Genomic DNA, 23,323 nt, shown 5'->3' with positions numbered 1-23,323 from the left:
AGTCTCAAAAATTTTTCTTCGTTAGCTTTTGAACTTTAGTTTTGCCAAGAGCAGAACCTTGGGCATTTTTAATACGTATATTGTCATTATTGAGAATGTCTACAATCTTATTTTTAATGCAATTTAAGTATTTATTAAGTAATAAAAACACTATTTTGGTCGTAAAAAATGCCTCACTCCCCTTCTTTCCTTAAAGACAAAAATGCCTCATTTTCTTTAAAAAAGACAAAAAATCACTATTTTCAATAATTTTTTTTTATTTTAATTCTAAAAAAACGCCATTTGTAAACAATATTTTACTTTACAATCGGCCATCAGAAAGCCCATTTCTTGCATATTAGTTCAATTTTTATGTCAAAAAATCTAAAAGGTAAACTTTTTTATAAGTTTTTTATAAGCCGTCTCGCCTACAATGGAGGTATTAATTTTTGGTTTGGGGGCTTTGTTTTTTGCAAAACCTTAAGCCTTAAATCCCAAAGGAGAGACGATGAGTGTTGAGATCTCACGACGGAGATTTCTTCAGGGTAGTGTGGCCCTGAGTATAGCTGGAGGTGCTGCGATGACCTCTTCGGAAGTCTTTGCTAGTGCCAGAGAAAAAAACTCGGTGAATGGTCAAGCGGTGACGAAAAAAGTTGCCACTTTGTGTGAAATCTGCGTTAACAAGTGTGCCGCTTATGCTATTGTTGAAAATGGCATTGTAACAAAACTTGATCCAAATCCAGATTTTCCAAAATCTCGCAATATGCTTTGTCCTCGTGGAAATGCAGGTATCGATGCGCTGTATGACCCCGACAGACTCAAATACCCCATGATTCGTGATGGTAAAAAAGGAAGCGGGAAATTTAAACGCGTCACATGGGATGAAGCCTACCAATACATCACTGATAAACTCACTAAAATCCTAGACGAAGAAAAAGACAACCGTTCAACCATCGCATTTTGTGCGGGCGAGGGTATGGGCGAACATAACTTCAAAAACCTCTTTACTGCTTTTGGTTCAGGTCACTGGCTCAATCACTCAACACTCTGTTTAGCAACGGCTGTTTCAGGGTATGCTATTACGATTGGTGGTTATGGCCAAGCAGACTTGCAAAATGCCAAGTACGTCATCATGGCGGGTGCTAACCGTGCTGAAGCCATTGTCACGCCTGACACGATGGATATTTTTAAGCGCACCACAGGACGAGGCGCAAAGCTTGTTTGTGTAGACCCTCGTTTTACCAATACGGCCGCCAAAAGCGATAAATACCTTGGCATTAATGTGGGCACCGACCTTGCGTTTGTGTTGGCCTTGACGTATGTGGTCATGTCTGAAGAGATTTACAACAAAGCCTTTGTAGAAAACCATGTAAATGATTTTGAAGAGTATAGGCAACATATTCTTTCTAACAACTACACCCCCGAATGGGCAGAGAAAATCACAGGCATCAAAGCCGAAGATATCCGCGAGGTGGCCAGAGAGTTTATGGCTCATGCTCCTCAGGCTATTTATTACCAAGGACGACGCTCTACGTGGAGCAAGGATGATTTCCAGCTTCGTCGTGCCCAAGCCATCTTTACCTCCCTTGGTGGTGGAATTGATGTCAAAGGCGGCATTTGTTTTGGCTCAAATGTTGCCATTAAAGGCCACGATGCCCCAGCACCTCTTTATGATAATGCAAAGCCACGTATTGAGCGAAATGAAGCGGCTATTGTTGGTGCTTCTGGCGCATGGGTTCCTTTTAGAAATATGATTCTAGAAGGCCGTGCAGAGTATCCTGTGCGAGGCTTGTTTATCTACAAGCACAACCTCATGCACAACATGCCAGATAGCAAAAAAACGGAAGAGTTTTTGAAAAAACTTGATTTGGTAGTTACGATTGAAACAATGCCAAGCGACACTGTGATGCTAAGCGATGTGGTGCTTCCTGAGTGTACGTATCTTGAGCGTACCGATCCTGCTACATCATACGGCGGCATTGAGCCAGCGGTTGTTCAGCGCAATAAAGTGGTTGAGCCGATGTTTGAGACCAAGTCTGTACTTCAAATTCTTAAAGAATTTACCAATGTTGCCTCTAAGCCTTTGTTTGAGATAACTAAAAAATACGACGAAATGGTGCAGATGGACATCGAAGATATGGGCGAAGAGAGTGTGTTTGAGGATTATGATTTAGCACAAGCCTTCCAAGAGTCTCAAGAAGAAATCAATGTCCATGCAGTGGAAAAATACCCAGGTGCGGCGGAAATGCTTGCAACTACAGGAGTCTTTTATCCTAACAAGGAAAAATATCTTAAAAAACTCGGTGTCAATGACTATGAATATTATCCTGAAGATAAACGTTATTATTCAGTGCGTAATGGAAAATTTAATACTCCATCGGGAAAAGTAGAGTGCAAGGTTGAATCATTGGCAGCTCGTGGAGTTGATGCAATGCCAACATGGCATGCTGAGAGCCAACTTGCGACGCCTCAAGATGAGTTTCGTTTTATTACGGGGCGCCATGCGCAGTTTACTCAATCAGCCACGGCCAACAATCCAGCATTGTTGGATTTGATTCCAACTAGCTATTTGTGGCTTAATAAGCGAGTGGCCAAAGCGCGCGGAATTAAGTTTGGTGATATGATTGAAGTCAAAAGTAAGGTGGGCGCAACAATACTTCCTGCCTATCCAACGGAAAAAATTGGGCCAGAAACCCTCTTTTTTGTCCATGGATTTGGCGTGACATCCAAAAGTATGCACTTGGCTCACAATAATGGCGGCCACGGATCGTCCATTTCGGAAGATGGTGTTGAGCCTGTGCATGGTTCAGTTTGTCTTCATGACACATTTGTAAGCATTAGAAAGGTGTAAGGTTATGGCAACTTATGGAATGGCGTTAGATTATAAAAATTGTATTAATTGCAAGGCATGTGAAGTTGCTTGTAAAAAGGAAAATGGTATTCAGCTAGGTGCGGATAAGTATCGCATTTGGGTGGGAGTAAAAGAAGAAGTGGGCGAGTTTCCAAATATCTCCATTGCCTCCCAGACCTACCATCCTAGTCAGTGCCAGCAATGTAGTGATGCTCCCTGTCAGTCGGTGTGCCCTACAAATGCGACATACTATGACGCTAATGGTGTTGTGAGGGTTGATTATGAAAAATGCATTTTATGCACATACTGCATGACAGCGTGTCCTTACGATGCGCGTTATGTAGATGATCGTACACATACAGTGGATAAATGTAATTTTTGCTCAAGTTCGCGTTTGGCAAAAGGAGACACACGTACAGCGTGTCAGACAACATGTCCCACTAAAGTGCGAACATTTGGGGATATTGATGACCCTAAGAGTGAGATTAGTCAGCTTTTGGCCAAGCGTGAACATTTTACGCTTAAAACCCACTTGGGAACAAAGCCCAAGCTGTTTTACCTAACATAAGGAGCGAGTATGTCGTTAAAAAATTATCTTCCATTAAAAAGTGAAATCAATCTTTTTAATGTTGAAAAAAATCCCGTTACACTCGTTATTATGGCGTTTACAGCCTTGTTTTTAGCAATGTATCTTTATGGTATCGTAAACTTTTTTATGTATGGGCATGATGCTTATAATGTTACCAGACAGTTTCCTTGGGGATTACTGATGGTAATGTATGAGTTTTTTGTAGGCCTTGCTATGGGGCTTGGTATTCTTGGCGCAAGCATTATTGTTTTTGACATTAAGCCTTTGCGATTTTTGGCAAAGCGGGCCCTTTTGTTTGGTCTTTTAAGCCTATTTGCAGGGTTTAGTGTCTTTTTGTTTGAAATTGGCCATCCTGTTCGTATGGTCATTTATGTGGCTATTTCTGGAAATATTAGCTCAACACTGTTTTGGCTAGGGGTCTTTTACCCACTTTTTATGCTTTTTTCAGTGCTAGCTTTTGTTAATGTCGGTCGAAAAAATGAAAAAATCATGGCCGCACTGGCTCTTGTGTTTGCCATCTGTTCTATTATGACAGCAGGGTCGATTTTTGGGCTTTTAAACTCAACGCCGTTTGCCAATGGCATTTATTATCCCATTCAGTTTTTACTCTCTAGTGTTGCCATGGGAGTATTCTTACTTTTGCTTTGGTATGGTATTAACAAAACGAACAAGACGCAAGATTTTGATGTCATGATAAAGCTTTTAGGCATCATGGTGAGTATTCTTTTGCTGATGAGTATTTCGCGATACCTTGTGGGTGTTTATGGTAACTTGCCTGAGCGTGCTTTGCCTATTGCTTACATATATAGTTCATCCAATTTTCTGGTTTGGGAATTATTTTTTGGCTTAGTTGCTCCATTGCTTATCATCTTGTTTGTATCCAATAAAAAACAATGGCTTTATATCGCGGCGGTACCAGCCTTGGTTGGTTATTTTTTCTCGCGCTACAATCTTGTTGAAGGGTTGCAGCTCTATCCAAAATTGATGGAAAAGACAAGAGAGTATCAAGAGGCAGTTACAATGATAACAGGCTATGTTCCCTCACTAGTGGAAATATCCCTTAGTGTTGGAGGGATTGGCGTAGCTGTTGTGCTTTACTATGTTTCAAATCGTGTTTTAGAATTAGATAATTAATCCACACACTAAAAGGAGACACACATGCGTTCTACATTTGTTGGTGCATTAGCACTTACCACCGCTCTACTTTTCACCGGGTGTGCTACAACCTCTAGCACAACTTCTCCCGCCGCAGCACAAGCGGTTTTAACCAAGCCTTCTGCGTCTGTTCAGAAGTTTATCGACCAGTACAAGCTTGAAGTGGTCGATTATGAATATACCCGTTCTAAACTTGGAAACGGAATGCGTTCAGGCTCTAAAGCTGTTTTTATTGACTCACGTCCAGACAGACTTTACAATGCAGCTACCATTCCTTCCAGTATTCAAATTCACGACACAGACTTTAAAGAGCACGTGGTGCGCATTAAAGATGTTCCCAAAGACAAAGAAATCATCGTTTTTTGCCAAGGTTGGGAATGTGCTAAGAGTCCAAAAGTAGCAGGATGGCTCAAGGAGATGGGCTATACTAACGTTAAGCTTTATCAAGCGGGCTACCCTGAGTGGGTCACCAAAGACTACGCAGAAATTGGTACTGGAACCATTAAAGCTGCTTTTGACAAAAATGGTGCGTTTATGATTGATGCACGGCCTTACAAAATGTTTTTAGCTGAAACCATTCCAGGTGCTATTTCCATGAATGATACTGAAATGCCTCAGCTTATGGGTCGTTTTCCTGTAGATAAAGCTACCCCAATTATCACCTTTTGCGCAGGATGGGAGTGTCATAAATCTCATGCAGTAGCCCAAAAGCTTGTCTCTCTTGGCTATACAGATGTTGCCAACTACTCCGCAGGTCTTCCTGCATGGAAAAAAGCAGGTCTTAAAACTACCAAAGGTAGCGACGAAGCAGCTGCAGGTGGCGCTGTAACTCTTAGTAAACCCTTTTTGGGCCCAGTTAAAAAAGGGTTAGATGAAGGTTCAGTGGATGGTCAATGGTTCCTTGAAGTGTACAAAAACCTTCCTGCCGATGTTACTGTAGTAGACGCGCGCCGAAGCGACGAACGTGCTGCTGGGGCAATTCTAGGAACAGTACATGTATCATTGGAAGAGAACTCTACTGAAGAATTTTTGGCTAAACTTCCAAAAAAAGGCTACATTATTTTCCATTGTGCTGCTGGCGGACGTGCCATGGAAGCGCAGATGAAGGCCAAGAATGCTGGAATGACTAATGCAGTATTTTTAGATGCAGGCATTAAATGTGCAGGCAGTGATTGTAAGATTACTCCCAATGATCCATTAGACCCAATGGATTGGTAGAAATCATTTAAACACAAGAAGGGTTTAAACCCTTCTTGTTTATTTAAACAACCGATAGATAGAACTAAAATCCTCCTCACCACGGCCGAGCATCTTCATTTTTGAGTACAATTCTTTGGTAACACTAGCACTATAAAGAGGACGGTTTAAGGAGTAGGCCAAGTCTTGCAAGCAGTGCAAGTCTTTGTTGATGGCGGCGTTGCTAAAATGAGGTGAGAAATCTTCGTCGATGAGTTTTTGGGTTTTGGCTGCCAAAACCAACGACTGTCCCCCGCCTACACCCAAGATGCCAAGCAACTCTTTTTTTTCTATCCCGCATGCTTCCCCTAGAGCGGTGCATTCGGCGAGTGTTGCCATAAAAGAGCCTAGGCAAAGGTTGTTGATAAGTTTCATTTTTGACGCACTTCCTGCTTCTGGCAAAAAGAAAATGTTTTTCCCAAAGCTTTCTAATAATGGCTTACATGTAAGGAATGTTTTCTCTTCGCCCGAAGCCACCAATGTCACTTCACCTTTACTTGCAGGCACCACGCTTCCAAATACTGGACACTCAAGGTACGCCGCGCCCACTTGTGTCACAAGGCTATGAAATTCAAGCACCGCTTCAAAGTGATTGGTGCTAAGGTCGATGAGGGTTTTGCCTTCTTTCATGCCTTCTAGCAATCCCTCTTTCATAGTAAGCACCGCTTTGACCGCGGGAGAGTCAAACAAGCACAACAGTACCGTGTCGCACGCTTCCATGAGCGCTTTGGGTGAGCTTGCCACAGGAAAACCAAGGGCGGTGGCTTTGCCCTGAGTGCGGTTCCAGACCATTACCTCATGCCCTTGGCTTGCTAGACGTTTACTGATGGCGCTGCCTAAATTTCCAAGTCCAATAAATCCTATCATCGTATCCCCTTTTTACATGTAAATATTTAGAATGATAGTCTAAATTAGACACTTTGTCAATTTATCTCTCACACTTTAACGCACTGACGCAAGGCGACTTTTCGCTCATTCTCGGTTTGCCATCCTTGGCAAACCCCCGAGGGTTCTCAGACAGCACTCCCCTGAGTGCTTTATGTTCTCGAAAATCCGCTCAAAGTCACCTTGCGTCAGTGCGACTTACGAGAAGATGTGCTATCATTTGCCCATGAATCCAGCACTTAAACCCTACCTTCCCGTATGCGAAGCCATCGGAAAACTGTTTGCGCCCAATGTCGAGGTGGTCTTGCATGACCTTGAAGCCAAAAAATTGGTTTTTATTGCCAATGCCTTTACTAAGCGTCGCGCAGGGGATGCTATGCTAAGCCAGCCAAAGGTACCAGAAAATGGCGATTGGGTGGGGCCTTATGATAAAAATTTAGAAGAGGGAAAGTCGGCAAAAGCGGTGACTGTGATGCTTAAAGATGCGCAAGAAAAGCCCGTTGGAATGCTGTGCATTAATTACGACATTACTCCTGCCAAAGCCTTGATGGAGTCCCTAAAAAGCATCGTTGGCTGTGTTCAGCCTGTGCCTAGCCCGGGTGCGTTTTTTTCCCAAAACTGGAAAGAGCACACCGATGAGCTCATTGCGCAGTTTTTGAGTGAACGCAATGTGTCCCTTCAGGGGTTAAGTGCAAACGAAAAGCGAGAACTCGTGGTCTCTTTGGAGGCTCAGGGCACCTTTGCTATTCGCAACGCAGTAGGGTATGTGTGTGGCGTACTTGCCGTGTCGCGCGCCACCATTTACAATTGGCTAAAACAACAACGCGAAGCCTAAAATAGGGCTTTTGTTTGACGTGCGTTTAACCTTTAGTCGGTATAATACACCAAAAAATGAAAGAGAAACATGCAGCGAATGACCAACGAAGAGGCCTTGCGCCTCATCCGTGAAGCCGATTTGACCGAGCTTGGTCAAATGGCTTTAGAGCGAAAACGCGCCCTTCATCCCAAAAAAATCACCACCTTTGTCGTAGACCGTAACATCAACTACACCAATGTGTGTTGGGTGGATTGTAAATTTTGCGCCTTTTACCGCCATGCTAAAGAAGAAGACGCGTATGTGTTAAGCTTCGAAGAAATCGGCCAAAAAATCGAAGAGCTTTTAGCCATCGGTGGGACACAGATTTTGTTCCAAGGGGGCGTGCACCCGAAGCTTAAAATCGAATGGTACGAAGGGTTGGTGGAGTGGATAAGCACCCATTATCCGCAAATCACCATCCACGGATTTTCGGCCATAGAGATTGATTACATCGCCAAAATCTCTAAAATTAGCACCCGTGAAGTGCTAGAACGCTTACATGTAAAGGGTTTGTTTTCCATTCCTGGAGCGGGAGCTGAGATATTAAGCGACCGTGTGCGGGATATTGTTGCGCCTAAAAAACTTGACAGCGCCCAGTGGATTGACATTCACCGTCAAGCCCACAAGATTGGCATGAAATCCACCGCAACGATGATGTTTGGCACAGTGGAAACCGATGAGGAGATTGTGAAGCACTGGGAGATGATTCGGGATTTGCAAGATGAAACGCAGGGGTTTCGCGCCTTTATCATGTGGAGTTTTCAGGGTAAAAACACCAAACTCTTGGCGGAATTTCCCGAGCTTAAAAAACAATCCCCCAACCGCTACTTGCGCCTTTTGGCGGTGAGTCGGCTGTACCTAGACAATTTTCCCAACATCCAAAGTTCGTGGGTGACACAAGGAAGCTATGTGGGGCAACTGGCATTGCTCTTTGGCGCAAATGATTTGGGCAGTACGATGATGGAAGAAAATGTCGTCGCAGCCGCGGGTGTGACCAACCAAATGAATCAGGGCGAAATGATTCGCCTCATTAGCGATGTGGGTGAAATTCCCGCAAAGCGAAACACTGCCTATGAAATTCTTGAAACCTTTTCTTAAAAAAAGTATTGCCACTTTGTTGGTGATACAAGGAGCACTTTTGAGCCAAGAACTCTTACATGTAAACGTCAAAGGGGTTGAAGTCCCTGTAGTTTTTGAACAAAGCACCACCTTGCCGATTGTCTCGTTACAATTGGTAATGCAAGTGGCTGGAAGCATTGAAGATGGCAACACGCCTGGTCTTGCGCGGTTTGTGGCAAGTGTGTTGGGGGAGGGCACTAAAACTCTGGGTGCAGTTGGGTTTGCTAAAAAACTCGAACAGCGTGCCATCACCCTCTCGGCCAATGCAGGTACGGAAACACTCGTGTTTGAACTAGGCGCCCTAAAAGAAGCGTTTGATGAGGGCATTGTGCACTTAAATGCTTTGCTCCAAGAGCCAAACTTTACCAAAGAAAGCGTAGAAAAAGTTCGCTTGATGACTCTTGGAAGCATCTCCAGACGCGCCAGTGATTTTGACTATGTGGCCACAACGGCCTTGCGCGAACTCATGTTTGAGGGCACGCCTTTGGCGCATCCTGGGCTTGGGACGAGTGCCTCCATTAAGGCTTTGGGTCTTAAGGAAGTGGAAGCCTTTTTTCGCACGCATATGGATTTATCCAATGCCATCGTGGTTATCGGAGGAGATTTAAGCCAAGAGGAAGCCAAAGCATATGCCAAAAACGTGTTAGCGACATTGGAGGTTGGCACAAAACGTCCTTTACCTTACGCCCAAGTAACCAAAACACCCAAAGTGTCCGTGCTGCAAAAACCAAGCGAGCAAGCGTACATCTACTTTGGCGCCCCTTTTTACATGCAAAGTGGCGATGCAGACTCTCACAAAGCGCGGGTTGCCGCGTTTATCTTGGGAGAAAGCGGTTTTGGCAGTCGGCTCATGGAGGAGATTCGCGTCAAACGCGGGCTTGCGTATTCGGCCTATGGAAAGATTAGCATTAACCGTTCTTCGAGTAAATTTACAGGCCATTTGCAAACCAAGAACGAAAACAAAGACGAAGCCATGGTGCTTGTGCGTAGCGTGGTCGAAGATTTCGTTAAAGGAGGCGTTAGCGAAGAAGAGCTTGCCCAAGCCAAACGCTTTTTACTAGGCTCCGAACCTTTGCGCACCGAAACCCTTTCGCAACGCCTCTCCCGCGCCTTTTTTGAGTACTACCGTGGGTTCGCTCTTGGCTATTCTAAAGAACAACTCCAGAAAATAGAAACCCTAAGTTTGGAAGAACTTAATGCTTTTATCGCTTCCCATGCAGAGATTGCGCAGCTTAGTTTCGCGGTTGTGACCAACGTGGATGCAGCCCAGTAATCCCAAAGACGCCAAGGATTTTTCAAAACTTGGCGTCACCTCCCTTTTAGACCTCGCCCTTTACCTTCCTCATCATCACGACAACCACTGCCTCACACAAACACCAATGTTAGGTGACGTGATCGTAAGCCTTACATGTAAAGGGTTGGCGCGCCATGCGAAAACCTTACATGTAAAGGCATGGTGCGAAACGTGGCAAAAGGAAGTGCGCGGGGTTATTTTTAACCCAAAACCCTTTCATTTTGCCTTGTTTAAAGAGGGGCAAACGTGCTACGTGAGTGCCAAAGCGGAGTTTAGTTTTGGCGTGTGGCAATTGGTACAACCCAAAGTCATTCGGGTCGTAGGTGTCGTGGTGCCTCGCTACAAAACCCCCTTGCAAAATGCGCGGATGATAGCACTGGTAAGTGCGTACGTACACAAAGACAAGCTCATGGAAGCGGGACTAAACGCCCATGAAGCGGGGGTGTTAACAGCATTGCATGGAGCAACCCAAGAAGCTATTAGGATGCGAAAAAAGCCGTACTTTTTAGAACACGTGGTGCCGGTGCTAAAACGCGTGGAAGTGCTCAATCATCTTCAAAAACTCCTCAAAAAAAAGCGTTATTTTAAGGCTTCGGCCACGCTAAACTCACCCGTCGACCCCTTTGTGAAAAGCCTCCCTTTTGTTCTTACGGACGACCAAAGACGGGTGATTGGGGAGATACGCGAGGATTTTGTGAAAGAACACGCGGCTAAACGTGTCATCATGGGCGACGTGGGGTGTGGAAAAACGATGGTGATTTTAGCTTCCATGGTGATGGCCTACCCTAAAAAATCTCTTTTGATGGTGCCTACAACGATTTTAGCCGTGCAGATTTTTAAAGAAGCCCAACGATTTCTTCCGCCACACATGCACCTCGCCCTTGTGACAAGCGCGACTAAAGAGGGCACGTTGGCACAAGCGGATTGCATCATTGGCACCCATGCGTTGTTGTTTGAACCCTTGCCTCAATGCGATTTGGTGATGGTGGACGAACAACACCGCTTTGGCACCAAACAGCGTGAGGGCATCAAAAAACTTACCAGAAGAGAAGGGGCGCATCCGCATTTTTTGCAGTTTACAGCTACGCCCATTCCCCGCACGCTGAGCATGATGAATGCGACATTGGTAGATTATTCGTTTATCAAACAGATGCCTTTTGTTAAAAAAATTACGACCTCGCTCATTGGAAAAGCAGACTTCAAGCAGTTGTTAGAACACATCGAAAAAGAGGTGGCTTTGGGACACCAAGTGGCTATCATCTACCCTTTGACCCAAGAGAGTGAAATTCACGCGTACCAATCCCTAGAAGAGGGGCGAGCGTTTTGGGAAAAGCGCTTTGAGGGAGTATTTGTGACCCATGGAAAGGACAAAGACAAAGAAGCGGTATTGGCCCATTTTGCCAAAGAGGGGGACATCTTGCTTGCGACTACGGTGGTGGAAGTGGGTATTTCGTTGCCCAAACTTTCTACGGTAGTGATTGTGGGGGCAGAACATTTGGGGCTAGCCTCACTACATCAGTTGCGGGGTCGTGTGAGTCGCACGGGTCTGGAAGGGTATTGTTTTTTATTTACCTATAAAGAAGCGTCAAAACGCTTGGAAGATTTTACGCGCACGTTGGATGGATTTGAGATAGCAGAACTTGATCTAAAGTACCGCCGAAGTGGGGACGTTTTGAGTGGCGACGTGCAACACGGAGACCAATTTGAGTGGTTTGACATGGGACAAGATAGAGGGATTTTGGAGGAGATAAAAGAGAGGGTAGGGGCCTAAACCCCTACAAGTGGCTAATACAAGCCAAATTTTTCGTCTGTGCGCTTGTAAAGGACGCGCAGTTTTGCTTCTTGGTCGTTAAAAACAAGAAACTGTCGTCCGCTTTCTTTGAGTTTTTCAAGCGCTTCTTCGATTTCCATGGGTTTGTACAAGTCTAGTTCCATGGGAACAATCTCATCTACGCCATCGATTTTTTCAGCCACTTCTTTTACAGAAGGTGTCTCTTCGGTTTTGGTGCGGTGTGCTGTGACTTTGTCATGGTGTCGGCGAAGCACTTTTTTGGCCCGCTCAACCGCTAAATCAACTGCAGCGTAGAGGTCTTTTTCTTTTTGTTTGATGACAACAGTGTCCATGTGTGCAAGATTGATAATCAGTTCAACCCCAAAGCCTTTTCTTCCTTTTTTCTCATCCGCAGTGATGACGGCGCGTGCAGAGATGATGTCTAAGCTGTATTTGCTTAAAGAATCAAATCCACCTTCGATGTAGCCTTTAATAGCTTCGGTGAGTTCGAATTGTTTTCCAACAATACTAGTGTTCATGGTAACTCCTTTCCTAACCCCATTTTTGGGGACTTTTGCGCATTATAACATAGCCATTCTTAAAGGGATAGGAGAAAAAGAGTCTGGTATATTTTTTAGGGTTTTTGCAGGGTGCGACGGTGAAAACGAATGGGTTCGGTAGCGGCACTGGAGGTTACAACCGTGTCGATGATGAGAGTAAGATTAGAATCATTGGTCGTGATATTATTGTCAATAATAAACCCAGCATCACACGGGAGACCGCGCCCAAGGTAGCGAAGCGTGATGTTAATGTCAAATAGAGCATTGATGCCAGCTTCTGGGTATTGGGCATTGATTTCCTGTAGACATCCGTTGGTGGCGTTAATATCATGACCAGAAAAAGCCAAAAGAGCAAACTCTGTAGCACTTTGGGCTAAGAGTTCGGCTTGTTCGCGCAAAAATAAATCGGTGGTTTGCTTGGTGGTTTGGGTGGAAAGCGAAAGTGCCAGCATGCCTAAAGTAGCCACTAAAACAATGAAGATAATTGCTGTAATCATGCTAAACCCAGATCGCATCAAAAGACCACCTTTTCTTTACATGTAACGATAAAATCGCCGACACCTGTTTGATTGGCATCATGTAAGCAGAGTTTTATTCGGACAAGGTTGGCATCTTGGCGGAAGCGAAAAAGTCTGACATTTTGAGCCATAAGGGCAGTGCTGCCATTGCTGTAAAATTCATTAAGCCATGGTTGATAATTGTATCGCAAGGTGAGATTAAAATCATTCGGGCTTCCTTCGGGGATAAGAGCATAGGCCGTATGGGCAAGGTAATAGTGCTCGTAGATTTGATCTGGGAGAGCGGAGGTGATAATAAGAGAGTCTTGGTTTGCCCCTTGTCTTACTTTTAACGCATTAGTGCCATCCGTGTTGGCGTTAACGCCCCAACCAAAGTCTGCAGTATTGGAGGATTTTTTAAACACAAGTGCAGCTTCTTTGCCAGCAGTGAGATCAACTTTTTGATTAGTAAGTGCATCCATGAGTAATCCAGTTATTGTAAAATCACTGCCTGGACTTACCAGTGTAGCTGCTCCCTTGTTGGTGTTTGGGTTTTCGATGTCAACAAGCCCCGTCCAATTGGGTGTCGCACCTAGAAAACTTTCATTGCTATAGGCAATCCACTCCATGATAGTGAAATTGTTGTCAACATTGTCGTTTGCCAATGATAAAACGCTCACTCCTGGTTTTCTTACAACGACACTCTCTTTGATGCGGTATTGTAAGCGTTTTGCAATTTGCTCAAGGGTGATTTCGGTCTGAGTTTGCAAACGGTTAATGGTGCGGGTACGAAGGTAGTTTTTATACATGGAACTAATAATATCAGCCCCAATAGAGGCAACAATGCCAAAAACAACAATGACCATCACAAGTTCAAGGAGTGTAAAACCTTTGCGTTTTACCATGCGCGCTCCAGCGGACGGCTTTCGCCGATGTTGCTAGCATAGGCGCGTAAGGTGAGGTCAATGTTTGTTCCTGTGGTGTGCATTTGAATCATTTTGATATTAGTCACACCTCCCGCTGATCCTGTTGTAAAGGTAAAAGTAAGTGTTTTGGCATTGTAATTCCCCGCAGCAGGGTTGTCTGTGACGTATTCAATAGTTGGTGTAAGTGTAATAGGAAGGACCATATCATAATCTTCCGCTGTGATGATAGTTGCTTCTACAACACTGTCAAAATCATCAATATCTGGAAAGCCTGTGGCTAAATTTGAATTGGTGGCAAAGTTCCCTTTTGGTGTAGGCGCAGCAAGGTCATCTCTCAAGCGCTGTCTACCGTCTGCCTCAATGTGTCCAACACGGCGCATAGAGACGACTCTGTCAAATGCGTTATTGGCTGCAGTGCCATCGGTGTTGAGTACCCTTGTAAAACCACTTGTGCTCTCATAGGAGTTTGCATCCCAGTCGTAAGCCAAAATATAACCAATTTTAGACTTGGTAGACATGATGGCCTCTTGTTGCATGGCGAAAGTGAGATTGTTTTGGGTTTGGAGCAATATCATGGGCAGTGTTGCCACAACAATACCCATGACTACGATAGAGACAATTAGTTCAATCATCGAAAAGCCTGTGCGCATTACCAGTTTATCCTGCGGTTGTTTCGTTTGATTGTTGTATTTTGATCGGTAGTATGTGCATGTGTTCCGATTTCTCCTTCTTCGGTTTTGTGCACAGACCCTTCTCCTGCCCATGCGCCAGCTCCGTAGAATTCAACTGTAAAATCAGTAGTCGTGGCTGCTGGGTTAAAGGGGTTGTAAACAAGCCAAGAAGAAGGGGCGAGTCGAATGCGATCGGTGTAGGGAGCTTGGTTTGTAGTAAGAATCTGCACTTCCACCCCGCTTGCAATGGCTGCTGTTGCTGTTGTTGTTGTAGCGGCCCCATAATTTGCACTTCCAAACCTCACATCTCCCAAGGAGATAAAAGAGCCCACACTTCCGTAGAGCGTGGCATCATGCAGGGTGTTTTGGTGCCAATAGAGTGTGTCGGGGCTTTGGTTTCCCAAAGCGTTAAATTCTGTTGTATTGCAATCCTTGCAATAGACCTCATAATAAACCCTTGCTGTGCCACTTTTGCCACCAAAGCGGTAATCGGGCGCATGAACACGTCCGTAATAAAAAGTAGCATTATTGTCCATGTTGATTGTACGGTCAAAATCGATTCCCGATAGGCCGTTAGTGTCTGTGGTTGAAGTTATGTTGAAGTCATCTAAAAAAACATGAAAAGGCTCATGGGCGGTGTTTGTTTGGCGGGTAAAGTTAAAAAGAACACGAACATCAGCCATGCCTGCGTTGAATTCGTCTTCAAGCGTCGAAATGGCTACATTTTCATTGTTTGCTATAAGGGTGTTGTTATCAGGAAGATACGCAATTGTATCTTTGCGTTCTTGAGGCGCATTATTAAGGGTTAAGTTGGTGGTTATGTTTTTTGCAAAACAACTTTGCGTGTAATTTGTAGCAATAGTGTTGTCGCCTAAAATAGCTTGGGTGTTGATATTAAGCGTTGGACTAACACCGTTACCTCCAGAAGTGTAGTAAAAAGGTTCCCCGTTAATAAAAGAGGCGGTATTTTGAAAACTTTTAGCCACAAAAGAAAATACCTCTTCTTTGTAAATATTACATCCGATTTTTCCGCCAGTGGGTGTGTTGCTATGGCTGTCAACAATGCAGTCGTCATAACCCTTTCCGTTTGAACTTCCTTGGTCTACGCTGGTCCACTTTGTATCTTTAAACTCAACCCTAACATCACCAACATTTGAATAAGTAAAAAAATTGTAATTCATTACGCCAAGACTAAATCCTCCACTAAGAGACATGCTTTCGTTCCATGGCGCTAGCCCGCATCCTGCGGGAGTTACGAGGTGCATACTTGCGTCAATGTTGCTACTTGTTTGGTTGTAATTTGTTGTTGAGGTGCTTTCGTCTATGTTTTGTGAAGTAATTTGCAGGGTGTATGTGTTGGCTCCAATGAGATCAGATTCGGTTTGATAAACATAAGAGGCGGGTCGCACAGCAAAACCGCCAGGGTCTCGGGAGCAAACATGTTGTAAAGAAGCCCCTTCTCCAAAGCTGACTTTAAATCCAAGACCAATGTGTGCATTAGGGTAGGAAAAAGACAAGTTTTTTTGGGTTTCATTATCAAAAGAAATGGACTTTGTGGACAATGGCAGTGCATTGTCACATAGCGCTTGATTAGTGCCACCGGCCCCTGCAACATAACCTGGGTTTTCAATAATACTCACCTGAACAGTTCCTGTGTAGGGTTGAATTGAGCTAAAATCGCTCCCAAGCGCTAAGACGGTGACATCAAAGGCTTGTCCTGCTATTTGAGTATAAAGAGCATTTTCTTCAGCAGCCCCATCGGTACTATTACTTCCTTGATTAAAGCCTGCATGCACCACATTAAAAGCACCCAAGGGCGCACTGACGTTTAGGGTGGTGTCAAAATCTGTACAGATGCCAATATTTAAGGGCGACTCATCACCGAATCGAACACCAAGCAAGCTATTTTCATAGGAAACTTTGTAGAGGTTATTGATGGAAATATCGCCAGATTGTGTGATTTTTGCTTGAAATGTTGCGTAGGTTTTTTGGCCAGGGTTGTTGTCTTCGTTTGGCAGTAGCCGTCCCCCGTCTGTTCCGCTTGCACCAATACCAACGCGCCATTTGGATGTGTTGGTATCAAAGAAAAATTCAGCAGTATCTGCATCTTTTGTATCAGTTTTGGAAAAATAACTTGACTCATTAATATTTTGGATTGTGATGCTTTCAGGGATATATTCTAGGTTTTCAGAATCAAGCTCAAGAGTAATTTCAACTTTATCGGCAGTTTCAAGATTAGAGTCCTCTGCATCTTTTTTCATATTGGAGATCCATGTTGCAATAGTGATGGTATCGCCAAGGGATAATGTGCTAATTTCATTTCCATTTTCATCTAGAAGGGTTTGTGCGTAACATACTCTTGGCTCGTATAATTCGGTCGCAAAGGCTACAACACTGGGAAAGTATTTGTCTTGGGTTGAGGTTAGGCGAATGGTAGCACTTTGTTGGCCATTTTTAATAATACTACTAACATCATGGTTTTGGATATCAATCCCTTGATTGTTAATCAGGTTAGGGCTTCTAACTACGCCAGTAATGGATGAATTAAACGCGTTTTGGTTGACAATGCTAATCTCATCTCCATCCAGATAGAGTCTGTCGCCCTCGATATTTTTATCTCCTTCTCCGGCAAAAATAGCCAAAGAAGAGCTTATTTCACCACTTGTTGGTGTCAAAAATCCATCTATAGCAATATCTACAGTAGTATACCCCGTGGCGTTGTAGACGGCGCGATAGCCATCAAATACAGAAATATTTTTCAAGGAAAGGGAGTCATCTTCGTAAACCACAACCAATGACCATGCCCCATAATTGCCAAGTCCACTACTGTCTGTTCCTTCATGAGCAATAATATTGGCAGCTGCAATCCAACCGTTCACTTCGGAACCTTTTTTGCCAACAAGTTGGCTGATCTCACTAAAGGACCCGTAGCTATAGCCACTCCATCCATTGGCAAAGATGTTGGAAATCGAAGGTGTGAGATTAATATTTCCAAGGGAGGGAATGGTTAGCCTCGTAGGGGTGTTGGTTAGGGTGTTGGTGATGGTAGTAGTATTGGTAATGCCTTGTATGTATCCTTGCGTGTAAAGGCCTGCCCATTTAATGGTGGCATTATTAGGGATGGCTAGTTGTGCTCTGGATGAGTTTTTGTAAGTGCCATTAAAATTATCTGTATTGATGAATTTTAAATCGAGGCCATTATTGGCAGTATTGGAATCAGAAATACAAGCCCCAGTGTTGTTTTTAGGACACAATACAGAGTTGCCAATCATGGCAAGGTTGCCTCTAATATTGCGTGTGGTTACTGGGTTGCGAATGAGAAAATCGCGTAAATTGTTTTGCACAACATGGCCATCGTCATTAAGTAGCGTGATAGTGGCTATTCCGTCTGAGATGGAAGCATTGCTTGAGGGATTGGAAAGAATAACTTTAAAGGACTCATCAGGTTCTTGGATAGTGTCTCCATTGATTTCAAGGGGAATCATACGTGTGGTTTCGCCAGGTAAAAAAGTAAGCACCCCTGTGGCTGCTTTGTAGTCATTCCCTGTCAAAGTGGCTGTGCCATCAAAGGTTTCGTAGTGAACCGTTACGGTCTGATTGTGCGCAGCGCTAAGTGTGACTGGAATTTTTTTTGTATACCAGCCGTGATTTCCTTCGTTTATCGAAGCATTTGAAACAGAAAGTTTTGGTACGATTGGCGTGTAATTGATTGTGAGATTGTAACTCATTAGGGTGTTGTATCTTCTTTGGATTTTCAAATAGATAAAATCTCCAGCTCCAACCTCAAAAGTACCTGCGTTTTTTGTATTGCTGTCGGAAGTGTTTGTGTATATTGATCCTCCGTCGCACTGTGTTCCAATGAAAAATGAGTAGTTTGTTTTGTTTCCGTAGATTGAAACTGAAATTTCAGCAGGTAACTGGGATTGGAAATAATAATAATCATAAGTATCAGATCCCTGATACACCGTTCCTGTTTCCTCGTGGGTTTTTGCAATCGATATATTGTGAAGTTCTGAAATTAACTCAACTTCTGAGCAGTTATTGTTGGTTTCGGTGTCAGCAAAAGCAATGCTCACAAGAAGAGCAAACACTATTAAGGGGCGCAACATAACCGACTCCTTAAAGTAAAAAGAATGTAGGTACTAGTTTAGCGAAATTTCTTTATTTCTTTGCTTGTTATTTTAGTGTTTTCTCATATGTTTTTTTTATTGCTAACATAAAGGCACTTCTTGCCTTACAATCTTCTAAGGCACCTAGCCCTGCGGCAGTGACACCCCCAGGGCTCATGACAGCTTCTTTGATGAGGGCAGGATGGTTGGCTTGAAGTAGTGGCGCAAAGCCCTCAAAAAGACCACGCGCTAAAAAAGTGGCATCTTCACGCTTGAGCCCTTCGCGCACCACGCCATCGCACAAGGCTTCGGCTACAAGGGCTAAAAAAGCAGGGCCACTTCCAGTGAGCGCCATGGCGATGTCGAACTCTTTTTCAGTGCCTAGCCAATGGGTTTTACCAATGCTTTTTAAGATTGCTTCGGAAGTTTCCCTAAAGTCATTATCGCCTGTTAAAAGTGTCATGGAAGCGCCATGTGCGGCGGCGAGATTTGGCATGGCGCGGATGAGATGTTTACATGTAAAGGCTTCTTGGAGCGCCTTTAAGGATGTGCCCGCAAGCACGCTGATGAGCCCGTGGGCTTCACCTTGGACATAAGAAGAAACGGCTCCTAGAGCGTGGGGTTTGACACACAAAAGAAGTGTTTTGCCCGTCACATCCACGCCCTCTTGGAGTAATCCTAAGGAGAGTTTGCCACCAAAAGCATCATTAAGCGCGCGAAGCTTGACCATATCTTTGCCAAGAACTTCGATTTGATGTGTATTGACAAGGCCTGCTATCATGGCTTTTGCCATGGCGCCATTGCCGATAAAAGTAAGTTTCACGCTTCTTCCTCTTGTAAAAAGCTTCCAATACTTTGAGAAATGCCAAGGTCGGGATGCTTGTCTGAATCCAAAAGAATCTGCGCCATCGTCATGCTCTCAGCGTTAAACACCAAAGGCGCAATGAAGTTCACTGAAGAGTTCTCAATGGGATTGGCAATAATCATGATGTTAAAGACCATAATCTTGGATTCGTCGGTGATTTCAAGCAGTGATTTATAATAAGGAGGAATCTCAAAGGCGTACTCGCGCAACATATAGGGATTGAGCAATGTAAACGAAGTAGCGTCATCTTTGCTTTCAAGGCGCATGAAAAAATCATCAATTTTTACGAGCTCCATTGTCGTGATGTGCGCAAAGCCGGGAATTGGGCTTTTCACAGTAAAGACCATGCGTGTCCTTTGGGGGGGGAAGTTTTATATCATTGTAGCACTGTAGAGTTTAAAACTCTATTTTATATCGCTCAAAAAGGTTTAAACTGTAGATAACATAAAAAAGACTACAATACCCTCTTTAAGAAAAGCAAGAACCGCCTAGTGACTTGTTGCATTAGTGCCAGAAAGCTTCACACAAGGAGTACCATGCGTCACCTTCGTTTTTTTGCCTCTTCATTACTTGTAGCCTCGCTTTTGGCAGGGTGCGCTAGCAAGCAAGAGGAGTTGTTTAATCAGCCCGCGGCATTTTGGTATGAGCAAATTATCAAAGACATTAAAGACAGAGATTTAGAAGCTGCCGATTTGCACTATACATCCATGGCGAGTGAGCACATCGCCTCACCATTACTAGAGCAAGCTATGCTTGTTTTGGCCCATGCGCACATTGAAGATGAGCAATACTTGTTGGCCAATTTTTACCTAGATGAATACATTAAACGCTACGGCAATCCTACCAAGGTGGAGTACGCAAGATTTTTAAAAATCAAAGCCAACTTCGCTTCTTTTGCCTACCCCAATCGCAACCAACAGCTTTTGCTTGACACCATTGAGGAGACAAAAGAGTTTGTACGGCGGTATCCAAATTCCGCTTACCGCCCTATGGTGGAAACAATTTTAACCAAGATGGAGTTGGGCGAGTATTATTTAAAACAAGAAATCGCCTCATTGTATAAACGTACAGGCAAAGATGACTCGGCAGCTATTTATGAAGAAAAACTTCAAACATCACCGCTTAAAGATGCAAACATGATTAAGCCAACATTGCCGTGGTACCGTGCACTTTTTGAATAACCCCTAGAAGGAGGGAAGATTTTGCAACTTAGTGATTACAGTGCGTTTCCAGCCGCACTTCCTATTATCGTCGAAGATGATTTGTTTTTATACCCGTTTATGATTTCACCACTTTTTTTAAGCGATGAAGAAAATATTGCCGCAGCCAATGCCGCACTTGAGCACAATTCGCTTGTGCTGGTAGCTTCGGCAAAGCCTGGTGAAGAGGGCACCCGCGATTTTGATTCCATGTACAAAGCGGGCGTCATTGGTTCTATTATGCGTAAGGTTGCTTTGCCTGATGGCAGGGTTAAAGTGCTTTTTCAGGGAATGACAAAGGGCCGCATCAGCGAAGAACTTGGTGTAAAACCCCTTAGGGCTATGGTGGAAGTATTGCATACGACCCGCGAAAATGAAAACAAGATTGACGCGATTTTGTCCATCATGCGCGAAAAAGTGCGCGTGCTTGCGGGTGTGAGTAATTATTTCCCACCTGATTTACTTAAAACCATTGAAGAAAATAGTGAAGTCGGACGCATTTGTGACCTGATTTCAAGCTCCATGCGCCTTAAGAAAGAGCAAGCATATAAGCTTTTTGTAGAAGAGAGCTTAGAGGCACGTATGCTGCTTTTGGTGGATTATTTGATTGAAGAGATTGAATCGAGTAAACTGCAACGAGAGATCAAAACCAAAGTCCATTCGCGCATTGAAAAGGTCAACAAAGAGTACTTTTTAAAAGAACAACTTAAGCAAATTCAGCAAGAACTTGGCACGGATTCACAGCGGGAAGAAGAGATTGAAGAGTATCGTAAAAAACTTGAAGCCAAAAAGCCTTTTATGAGTGAAGATGCGGTGAAGGAAATCAGCAAACAAGTTGATAAACTTGCCCGTATGCACCCCGATTCTGCGGATGCAAATATGATTCAAGGTTACCTTGATTGGGTGATTGACATCCCCTATGAATCTGTTGCTAAAGAGCGTCTAGACATCGCCGAAGTAAAACGCCAATTAGACATAGACCACCACTCGCTTACCAAGCCAAAAGAGCGCATTGAAGAGTATTTTGCCGTAAAACAGCTCCTTGAAAAACGCGGTATCAAAGACAAATCCAACAAGGGTGCTATCTTGTGTTTTGCAGGCCCTCCGGGGGTGGGCAAAACCTCACTGGCCAACTCTATTGCCAAGGCGCTAAAGCGCGAACTTGTACGCATTGCTTTGGGCGGGCTTGAAGATGTCAATGAGCTGCGTGGTCACCGACGCACGTATATTGGCGCGATGCCCGGACGCATCATTCAAGGGCTGATTGAGGCTAAACAAATGAACCCCGTGGTAGTGCTTGATGAGATTGATAAGGTGGCGCGTAGTTTTAGGGGCGACCCAACGGCAGTGCTTTTGGAAGTGCTTGATCCTGAACAAAACAACAAGTTTAGGGATTATTATCTCAACTTCAACATTGATTTAAGCAAGATCGTGTTTGTGGCTACGGCGAATGACGTGAGCTCCATCCCTGCACCTTTACGTGACCGTATGGAGTTTATTTTCCTTAGCTCCTACACGCCACAAGAAAAGTACGAGATAGCCAAAAAATACCTCATTCCCCAAGAACTTAAAAAACACGGCCTTAAAAGCATTGAGGTTTCTATTGCTAAAACGGCTTTGCAAATGATTATTGCTAATTACACCAGAGAATCTGGCGTGCGAAATTTGCGCCGTCGTTTGGCGGACATTTTTCGAAAGGCAGCCAAACAACTACTTCTAAACCCGAGCCAAGAAAAAATTTCCATCACCACTAAAAATATCTCAGAGTACCTTGAAAAACGGGTGTTTGAGATTGAAGCAACCGACAAAAAGTCTCGTATTGGTCAAGTCAATGGGTTGGCGTGGACAAGTGTAGGAGGCGATGTGCTCAAAATCGAAGCTATTCGCATTCAAGGCAAAGGCGCCATGCAAATTACGGGTTCTTTAGGTGAAGTAATGAAAGAGTCTGCGAAGATTGCCCTTAGTGTGGTGAAAGTCCTTGTTGATGAGAAAAAAATACTCATTCCTCAAGACATCATTCCTCAAACCACTAAAGAAAAAGAAGACAACGTGCTGCCAGAGGCTAGTGAAATGTACCGTCGCTTTGACGTGCATTTACATGTACCCGAGGGTGCAACGCCCAAAGACGGTCCAAGCGCTGGGATTACGATGGCAACAGCTATTGCTTCGATTCTCTCAGACAAAAAAGTACGCAGCGATGTGGCAATGACGGGTGAGTTGACTCTAACGGGCAAAGTGCTACCCATTGGTGGGCTGAAAGAAAAACTTATTGCGGCCTTTAAAGCCAAAATCACCACAGCTTTGATTCCGAAGAAAAACTACGAGCGTGACTTGGAGGAGATTCCCGATGAAGTCAAAGAAGCGCTAGAGATTATTCCGGTGGAACGCATTGAAGAAGTTTTAAAGAGAGTATTGGTTTAAAGGGAGCCAAGGAGGGATAAAATCTCTCCTTAGTTGGAGTTCCTTTTTGAAAGGAACTCCTTTACATGTAAGACTTATAGAATCTCGAACGGGTTAGCAACAACACGTTTGCGGTCAACGATGTAAGGAACAATCGCTGCGTGACGCGCGCGTTTGATGGCTGCTTCTACCATCTCTTGGTGTTTTTTGCAGTTGCCAGTTAGACGACGTGGCATGATTTTAAAACGCTCAGAAAGAGAGTGCTTCAAAAGTTTTGTATCTTTGTAATCGATAAACTCAATTTTTGCTTCGCAGTATTTGCAGTATTTTCGTGAATATTTACGTTTTTCAGCCATGGGTT

19 protein-coding genes are annotated in these 23,323 nt (G+C 44.0%); 10 read left to right on the top strand and 9 right to left on the bottom strand.

Going from position 1 to position 23,323, the window contains the following annotated elements:
• Positions 1 to 487 precede the first annotated feature (487 nt).
• The 4 genes from JWV37_RS03430 to JWV37_RS03415 are packed head-to-tail and all read left to right on the top strand — an operon-like array spanning position 488 to position 5,792.
• Entirely contained in the window at positions 488 to 2,830 is a 2,343-nt protein-coding gene (locus JWV37_RS03430; RefSeq protein WP_205458299.1) for a molybdopterin-containing oxidoreductase family protein, read from the top strand.
• 4 nt (positions 2,831 to 2,834) lie between these two features.
• The gene (locus JWV37_RS03425; protein WP_205458297.1) at positions 2,835 to 3,398 is read left to right on the top strand and encodes a 4Fe-4S dicluster domain-containing protein; all 564 of its coding nucleotides are present in this window, start codon (positions 2,835 to 2,837) and stop codon (positions 3,396 to 3,398) included.
• A 9-nt stretch (positions 3,399 to 3,407) separates the two neighbouring features.
• Positions 3,408 to 4,553 (top strand): NrfD/PsrC family molybdoenzyme membrane anchor subunit, encoded by a 1,146-nt coding sequence (gene nrfD, locus JWV37_RS03420; RefSeq protein WP_205458296.1) that lies wholly within the window; start codon positions 3,408 to 3,410, stop codon positions 4,551 to 4,553.
• A 24-nt stretch (positions 4,554 to 4,577) separates the two neighbouring features.
• Positions 4,578 to 5,792 carry a rhodanese-like domain-containing protein gene (locus JWV37_RS03415; protein ID WP_205458294.1) on the top strand — a complete coding sequence of 405 codons (1,215 nt, stop codon included), beginning with the start codon at positions 4,578 to 4,580 and terminating at the stop codon, positions 5,790 to 5,792.
• A gap of 39 nt (positions 5,793 to 5,831) precedes the next feature.
• Here the strand turns inward: JWV37_RS03415 and JWV37_RS03410 are convergent, their stop codons facing one another.
• Complete coding sequence (locus JWV37_RS03410) at positions 5,832 to 6,677, bottom strand: NAD(P)-dependent oxidoreductase (protein WP_205458292.1); 846 nt, start codon at positions 6,675 to 6,677, stop codon at positions 5,832 to 5,834.
• Positions 6,678 to 6,921: 244 nt separating this feature from the next.
• Between JWV37_RS03410 and JWV37_RS03405 the strand changes: the two genes are divergently transcribed.
• The 4 genes from JWV37_RS03405 (at position 6,922) to recG (ending at position 11,735) form a co-directional block, all read left to right on the top strand.
• Positions 6,922 to 7,530, top strand: coding sequence for a helix-turn-helix transcriptional regulator (locus JWV37_RS03405; protein ID WP_205458290.1), 609 nt, complete (start codon positions 6,922 to 6,924; stop codon positions 7,528 to 7,530).
• 69 nt (positions 7,531 to 7,599) lie between these two features.
• A complete protein-coding gene (locus JWV37_RS03400; protein ID WP_205458288.1) occupies positions 7,600 to 8,649 on the top strand; it encodes a dehypoxanthine futalosine cyclase in 1,050 nt (349 codons plus the stop codon).
• Positions 8,650 to 8,689: 40 nt separating this feature from the next.
• Positions 8,690 to 9,943 (top strand): M16 family metallopeptidase, encoded by a 1,254-nt coding sequence (locus tag JWV37_RS03395; protein WP_240331991.1) that lies wholly within the window; start codon positions 8,690 to 8,692, stop codon positions 9,941 to 9,943.
• Positions 9,930 to 11,735 carry an ATP-dependent DNA helicase RecG gene (recG, locus tag JWV37_RS03390; RefSeq protein WP_205458284.1) on the top strand — a complete coding sequence of 602 codons (1,806 nt, stop codon included), beginning with the start codon at positions 9,930 to 9,932 and terminating at the stop codon, positions 11,733 to 11,735. The genes JWV37_RS03395 and recG overlap by 14 nt, the downstream gene beginning before the upstream one ends.
• Positions 11,736 to 11,749: 14 nt before the next feature.
• Here the strand turns inward: recG and hpf are convergent, their stop codons facing one another.
• The 7 genes from hpf to fliW all read right to left on the bottom strand — a co-directional run bounded on the left by hpf (position 11,750) and on the right by fliW (position 19,710).
• Positions 11,750 to 12,274: a ribosome hibernation-promoting factor, HPF/YfiA family gene (gene hpf / locus JWV37_RS03385; protein ID WP_205458282.1), complete on the bottom strand. Its 525-nt coding sequence runs from the start codon at positions 12,272 to 12,274 to the stop codon at positions 11,750 to 11,752.
• A gap of 95 nt (positions 12,275 to 12,369) precedes the next feature.
• Positions 12,370 to 12,810 carry a type IV pilus modification PilV family protein gene (locus JWV37_RS03380; protein WP_205458332.1) on the bottom strand — a complete coding sequence of 147 codons (441 nt, stop codon included), beginning with the start codon at positions 12,808 to 12,810 and terminating at the stop codon, positions 12,370 to 12,372.
• The gene (locus tag JWV37_RS03375) at positions 12,810 to 13,697 is read right to left on the bottom strand and encodes a type II secretion system protein (RefSeq protein ID WP_205458280.1); all 888 of its coding nucleotides are present in this window, start codon (positions 13,695 to 13,697) and stop codon (positions 12,810 to 12,812) included. Before JWV37_RS03375 ends, JWV37_RS03380 begins: the two co-directional genes overlap by 1 nt.
• Entirely contained in the window at positions 13,691 to 14,368 is a 678-nt protein-coding gene (locus JWV37_RS03370) for a type IV pilus modification PilV family protein (RefSeq protein WP_275898337.1), read from the bottom strand. Before JWV37_RS03370 ends, JWV37_RS03375 begins: the two co-directional genes overlap by 7 nt.
• Complete coding sequence (locus tag JWV37_RS03365; protein ID WP_205458276.1) at positions 14,368 to 18,498, bottom strand: Calx-beta domain-containing protein; 4,131 nt, start codon at positions 18,496 to 18,498, stop codon at positions 14,368 to 14,370. Before JWV37_RS03365 ends, JWV37_RS03370 begins: the two co-directional genes overlap by 1 nt.
• Before the next feature lie 67 nt (positions 18,499 to 18,565).
• A complete protein-coding gene (locus JWV37_RS03360; RefSeq protein WP_369407646.1) occupies positions 18,566 to 19,321 on the bottom strand; it encodes a pyrroline-5-carboxylate reductase in 756 nt (251 codons plus the stop codon).
• Entirely contained in the window at positions 19,318 to 19,710 is a 393-nt protein-coding gene (fliW, locus tag JWV37_RS03355; RefSeq protein WP_205458274.1) for a flagellar assembly protein FliW, read from the bottom strand. Before fliW ends, JWV37_RS03360 begins: the two co-directional genes overlap by 4 nt.
• 189 nt (positions 19,711 to 19,899) lie before the next feature.
• On the opposite strand from fliW, the gene JWV37_RS03350 reads away from it, so the two are divergent.
• Complete coding sequence (locus JWV37_RS03350; protein ID WP_205458272.1) at positions 19,900 to 20,544, top strand: outer membrane protein assembly factor BamD; 645 nt, start codon at positions 19,900 to 19,902, stop codon at positions 20,542 to 20,544.
• 21 nt (positions 20,545 to 20,565) lie between these two features.
• Positions 20,566 to 22,983 (top strand): endopeptidase La, encoded by a 2,418-nt coding sequence (gene lon / locus JWV37_RS03345; RefSeq protein ID WP_205458270.1) that lies wholly within the window; start codon positions 20,566 to 20,568, stop codon positions 22,981 to 22,983.
• A 74-nt stretch (positions 22,984 to 23,057) separates the two neighbouring features.
• Here the strand turns inward: lon and rpsR are convergent, their stop codons facing one another.
• Positions 23,058 to 23,318 (bottom strand): 30S ribosomal protein S18, encoded by a 261-nt coding sequence (rpsR, locus tag JWV37_RS03340; protein ID WP_205458267.1) that lies wholly within the window; start codon positions 23,316 to 23,318, stop codon positions 23,058 to 23,060.
• Positions 23,319 to 23,323: the final 5 nt, after the last annotated feature.

Source organism: Sulfurospirillum tamanense, from assembly GCF_016937535.1.
Lineage (GTDB): Bacteria > Campylobacterota > Campylobacteria > Campylobacterales > Campylobacteraceae > Sulfurospirillum_B > Sulfurospirillum_B tamanense.
This window is presented reverse-complemented; position numbering and strand designations above follow the sequence as displayed.

What these genes read in the sequence shown, in the direction of transcription:
- JWV37_RS03430 (WP_205458299.1), top strand. Translation starts at nt 488, where the DNA reads ATGAGTGTTGAGATCTCACGACGGAGATTTCTTCAGGGTAGTGTGGCC.
- JWV37_RS03425 (WP_205458297.1), top strand. Translation starts at nt 2,835, where the DNA reads ATGGCAACTTATGGAATGGCGTTAGATTATAAAAATTGTATTAATTGC.
- nrfD (WP_205458296.1), top strand. Translation starts at nt 3,408, where the DNA reads ATGTCGTTAAAAAATTATCTTCCATTAAAAAGTGAAATCAATCTTTTT.
- JWV37_RS03415 (WP_205458294.1), top strand. Translation starts at nt 4,578, where the DNA reads ATGCGTTCTACATTTGTTGGTGCATTAGCACTTACCACCGCTCTACTT.
- JWV37_RS03410 (WP_205458292.1), bottom strand. Translation starts at nt 6,677, where the DNA reads ATGATAGGATTTATTGGACTTGGAAATTTAGGCAGCGCCATCAGTAAA.
- JWV37_RS03405 (WP_205458290.1), top strand. Translation starts at nt 6,922, where the DNA reads ATGAATCCAGCACTTAAACCCTACCTTCCCGTATGCGAAGCCATCGGA.
- JWV37_RS03400 (WP_205458288.1), top strand. Translation starts at nt 7,600, where the DNA reads ATGCAGCGAATGACCAACGAAGAGGCCTTGCGCCTCATCCGTGAAGCC.
- recG (WP_205458284.1), top strand. Translation starts at nt 9,930, where the DNA reads ATGCAGCCCAGTAATCCCAAAGACGCCAAGGATTTTTCAAAACTTGGC.
- hpf (WP_205458282.1), bottom strand. Translation starts at nt 12,274, where the DNA reads ATGAACACTAGTATTGTTGGAAAACAATTCGAACTCACCGAAGCTATT.
- JWV37_RS03380 (WP_205458332.1), bottom strand. Translation starts at nt 12,810, where the DNA reads ATGCGATCTGGGTTTAGCATGATTACAGCAATTATCTTCATTGTTTTA.
- JWV37_RS03375 (WP_205458280.1), bottom strand. Translation starts at nt 13,697, where the DNA reads ATGGTAAAACGCAAAGGTTTTACACTCCTTGAACTTGTGATGGTCATT.
- JWV37_RS03370 (WP_275898337.1), bottom strand. Translation starts at nt 14,368, where the DNA reads ATGCGCACAGGCTTTTCGATGATTGAACTAATTGTCTCTATCGTAGTC.
- JWV37_RS03365 (WP_205458276.1), bottom strand. Translation starts at nt 18,498, where the DNA reads ATGTTGCGCCCCTTAATAGTGTTTGCTCTTCTTGTGAGCATTGCTTTT.
- fliW (WP_205458274.1), bottom strand. Translation starts at nt 19,710, where the DNA reads ATGGTCTTTACTGTGAAAAGCCCAATTCCCGGCTTTGCGCACATCACG.
- JWV37_RS03350 (WP_205458272.1), top strand. Translation starts at nt 19,900, where the DNA reads ATGCGTCACCTTCGTTTTTTTGCCTCTTCATTACTTGTAGCCTCGCTT.
- rpsR (WP_205458267.1), bottom strand. Translation starts at nt 23,318, where the DNA reads ATGGCTGAAAAACGTAAATATTCACGAAAATACTGCAAATACTGCGAA.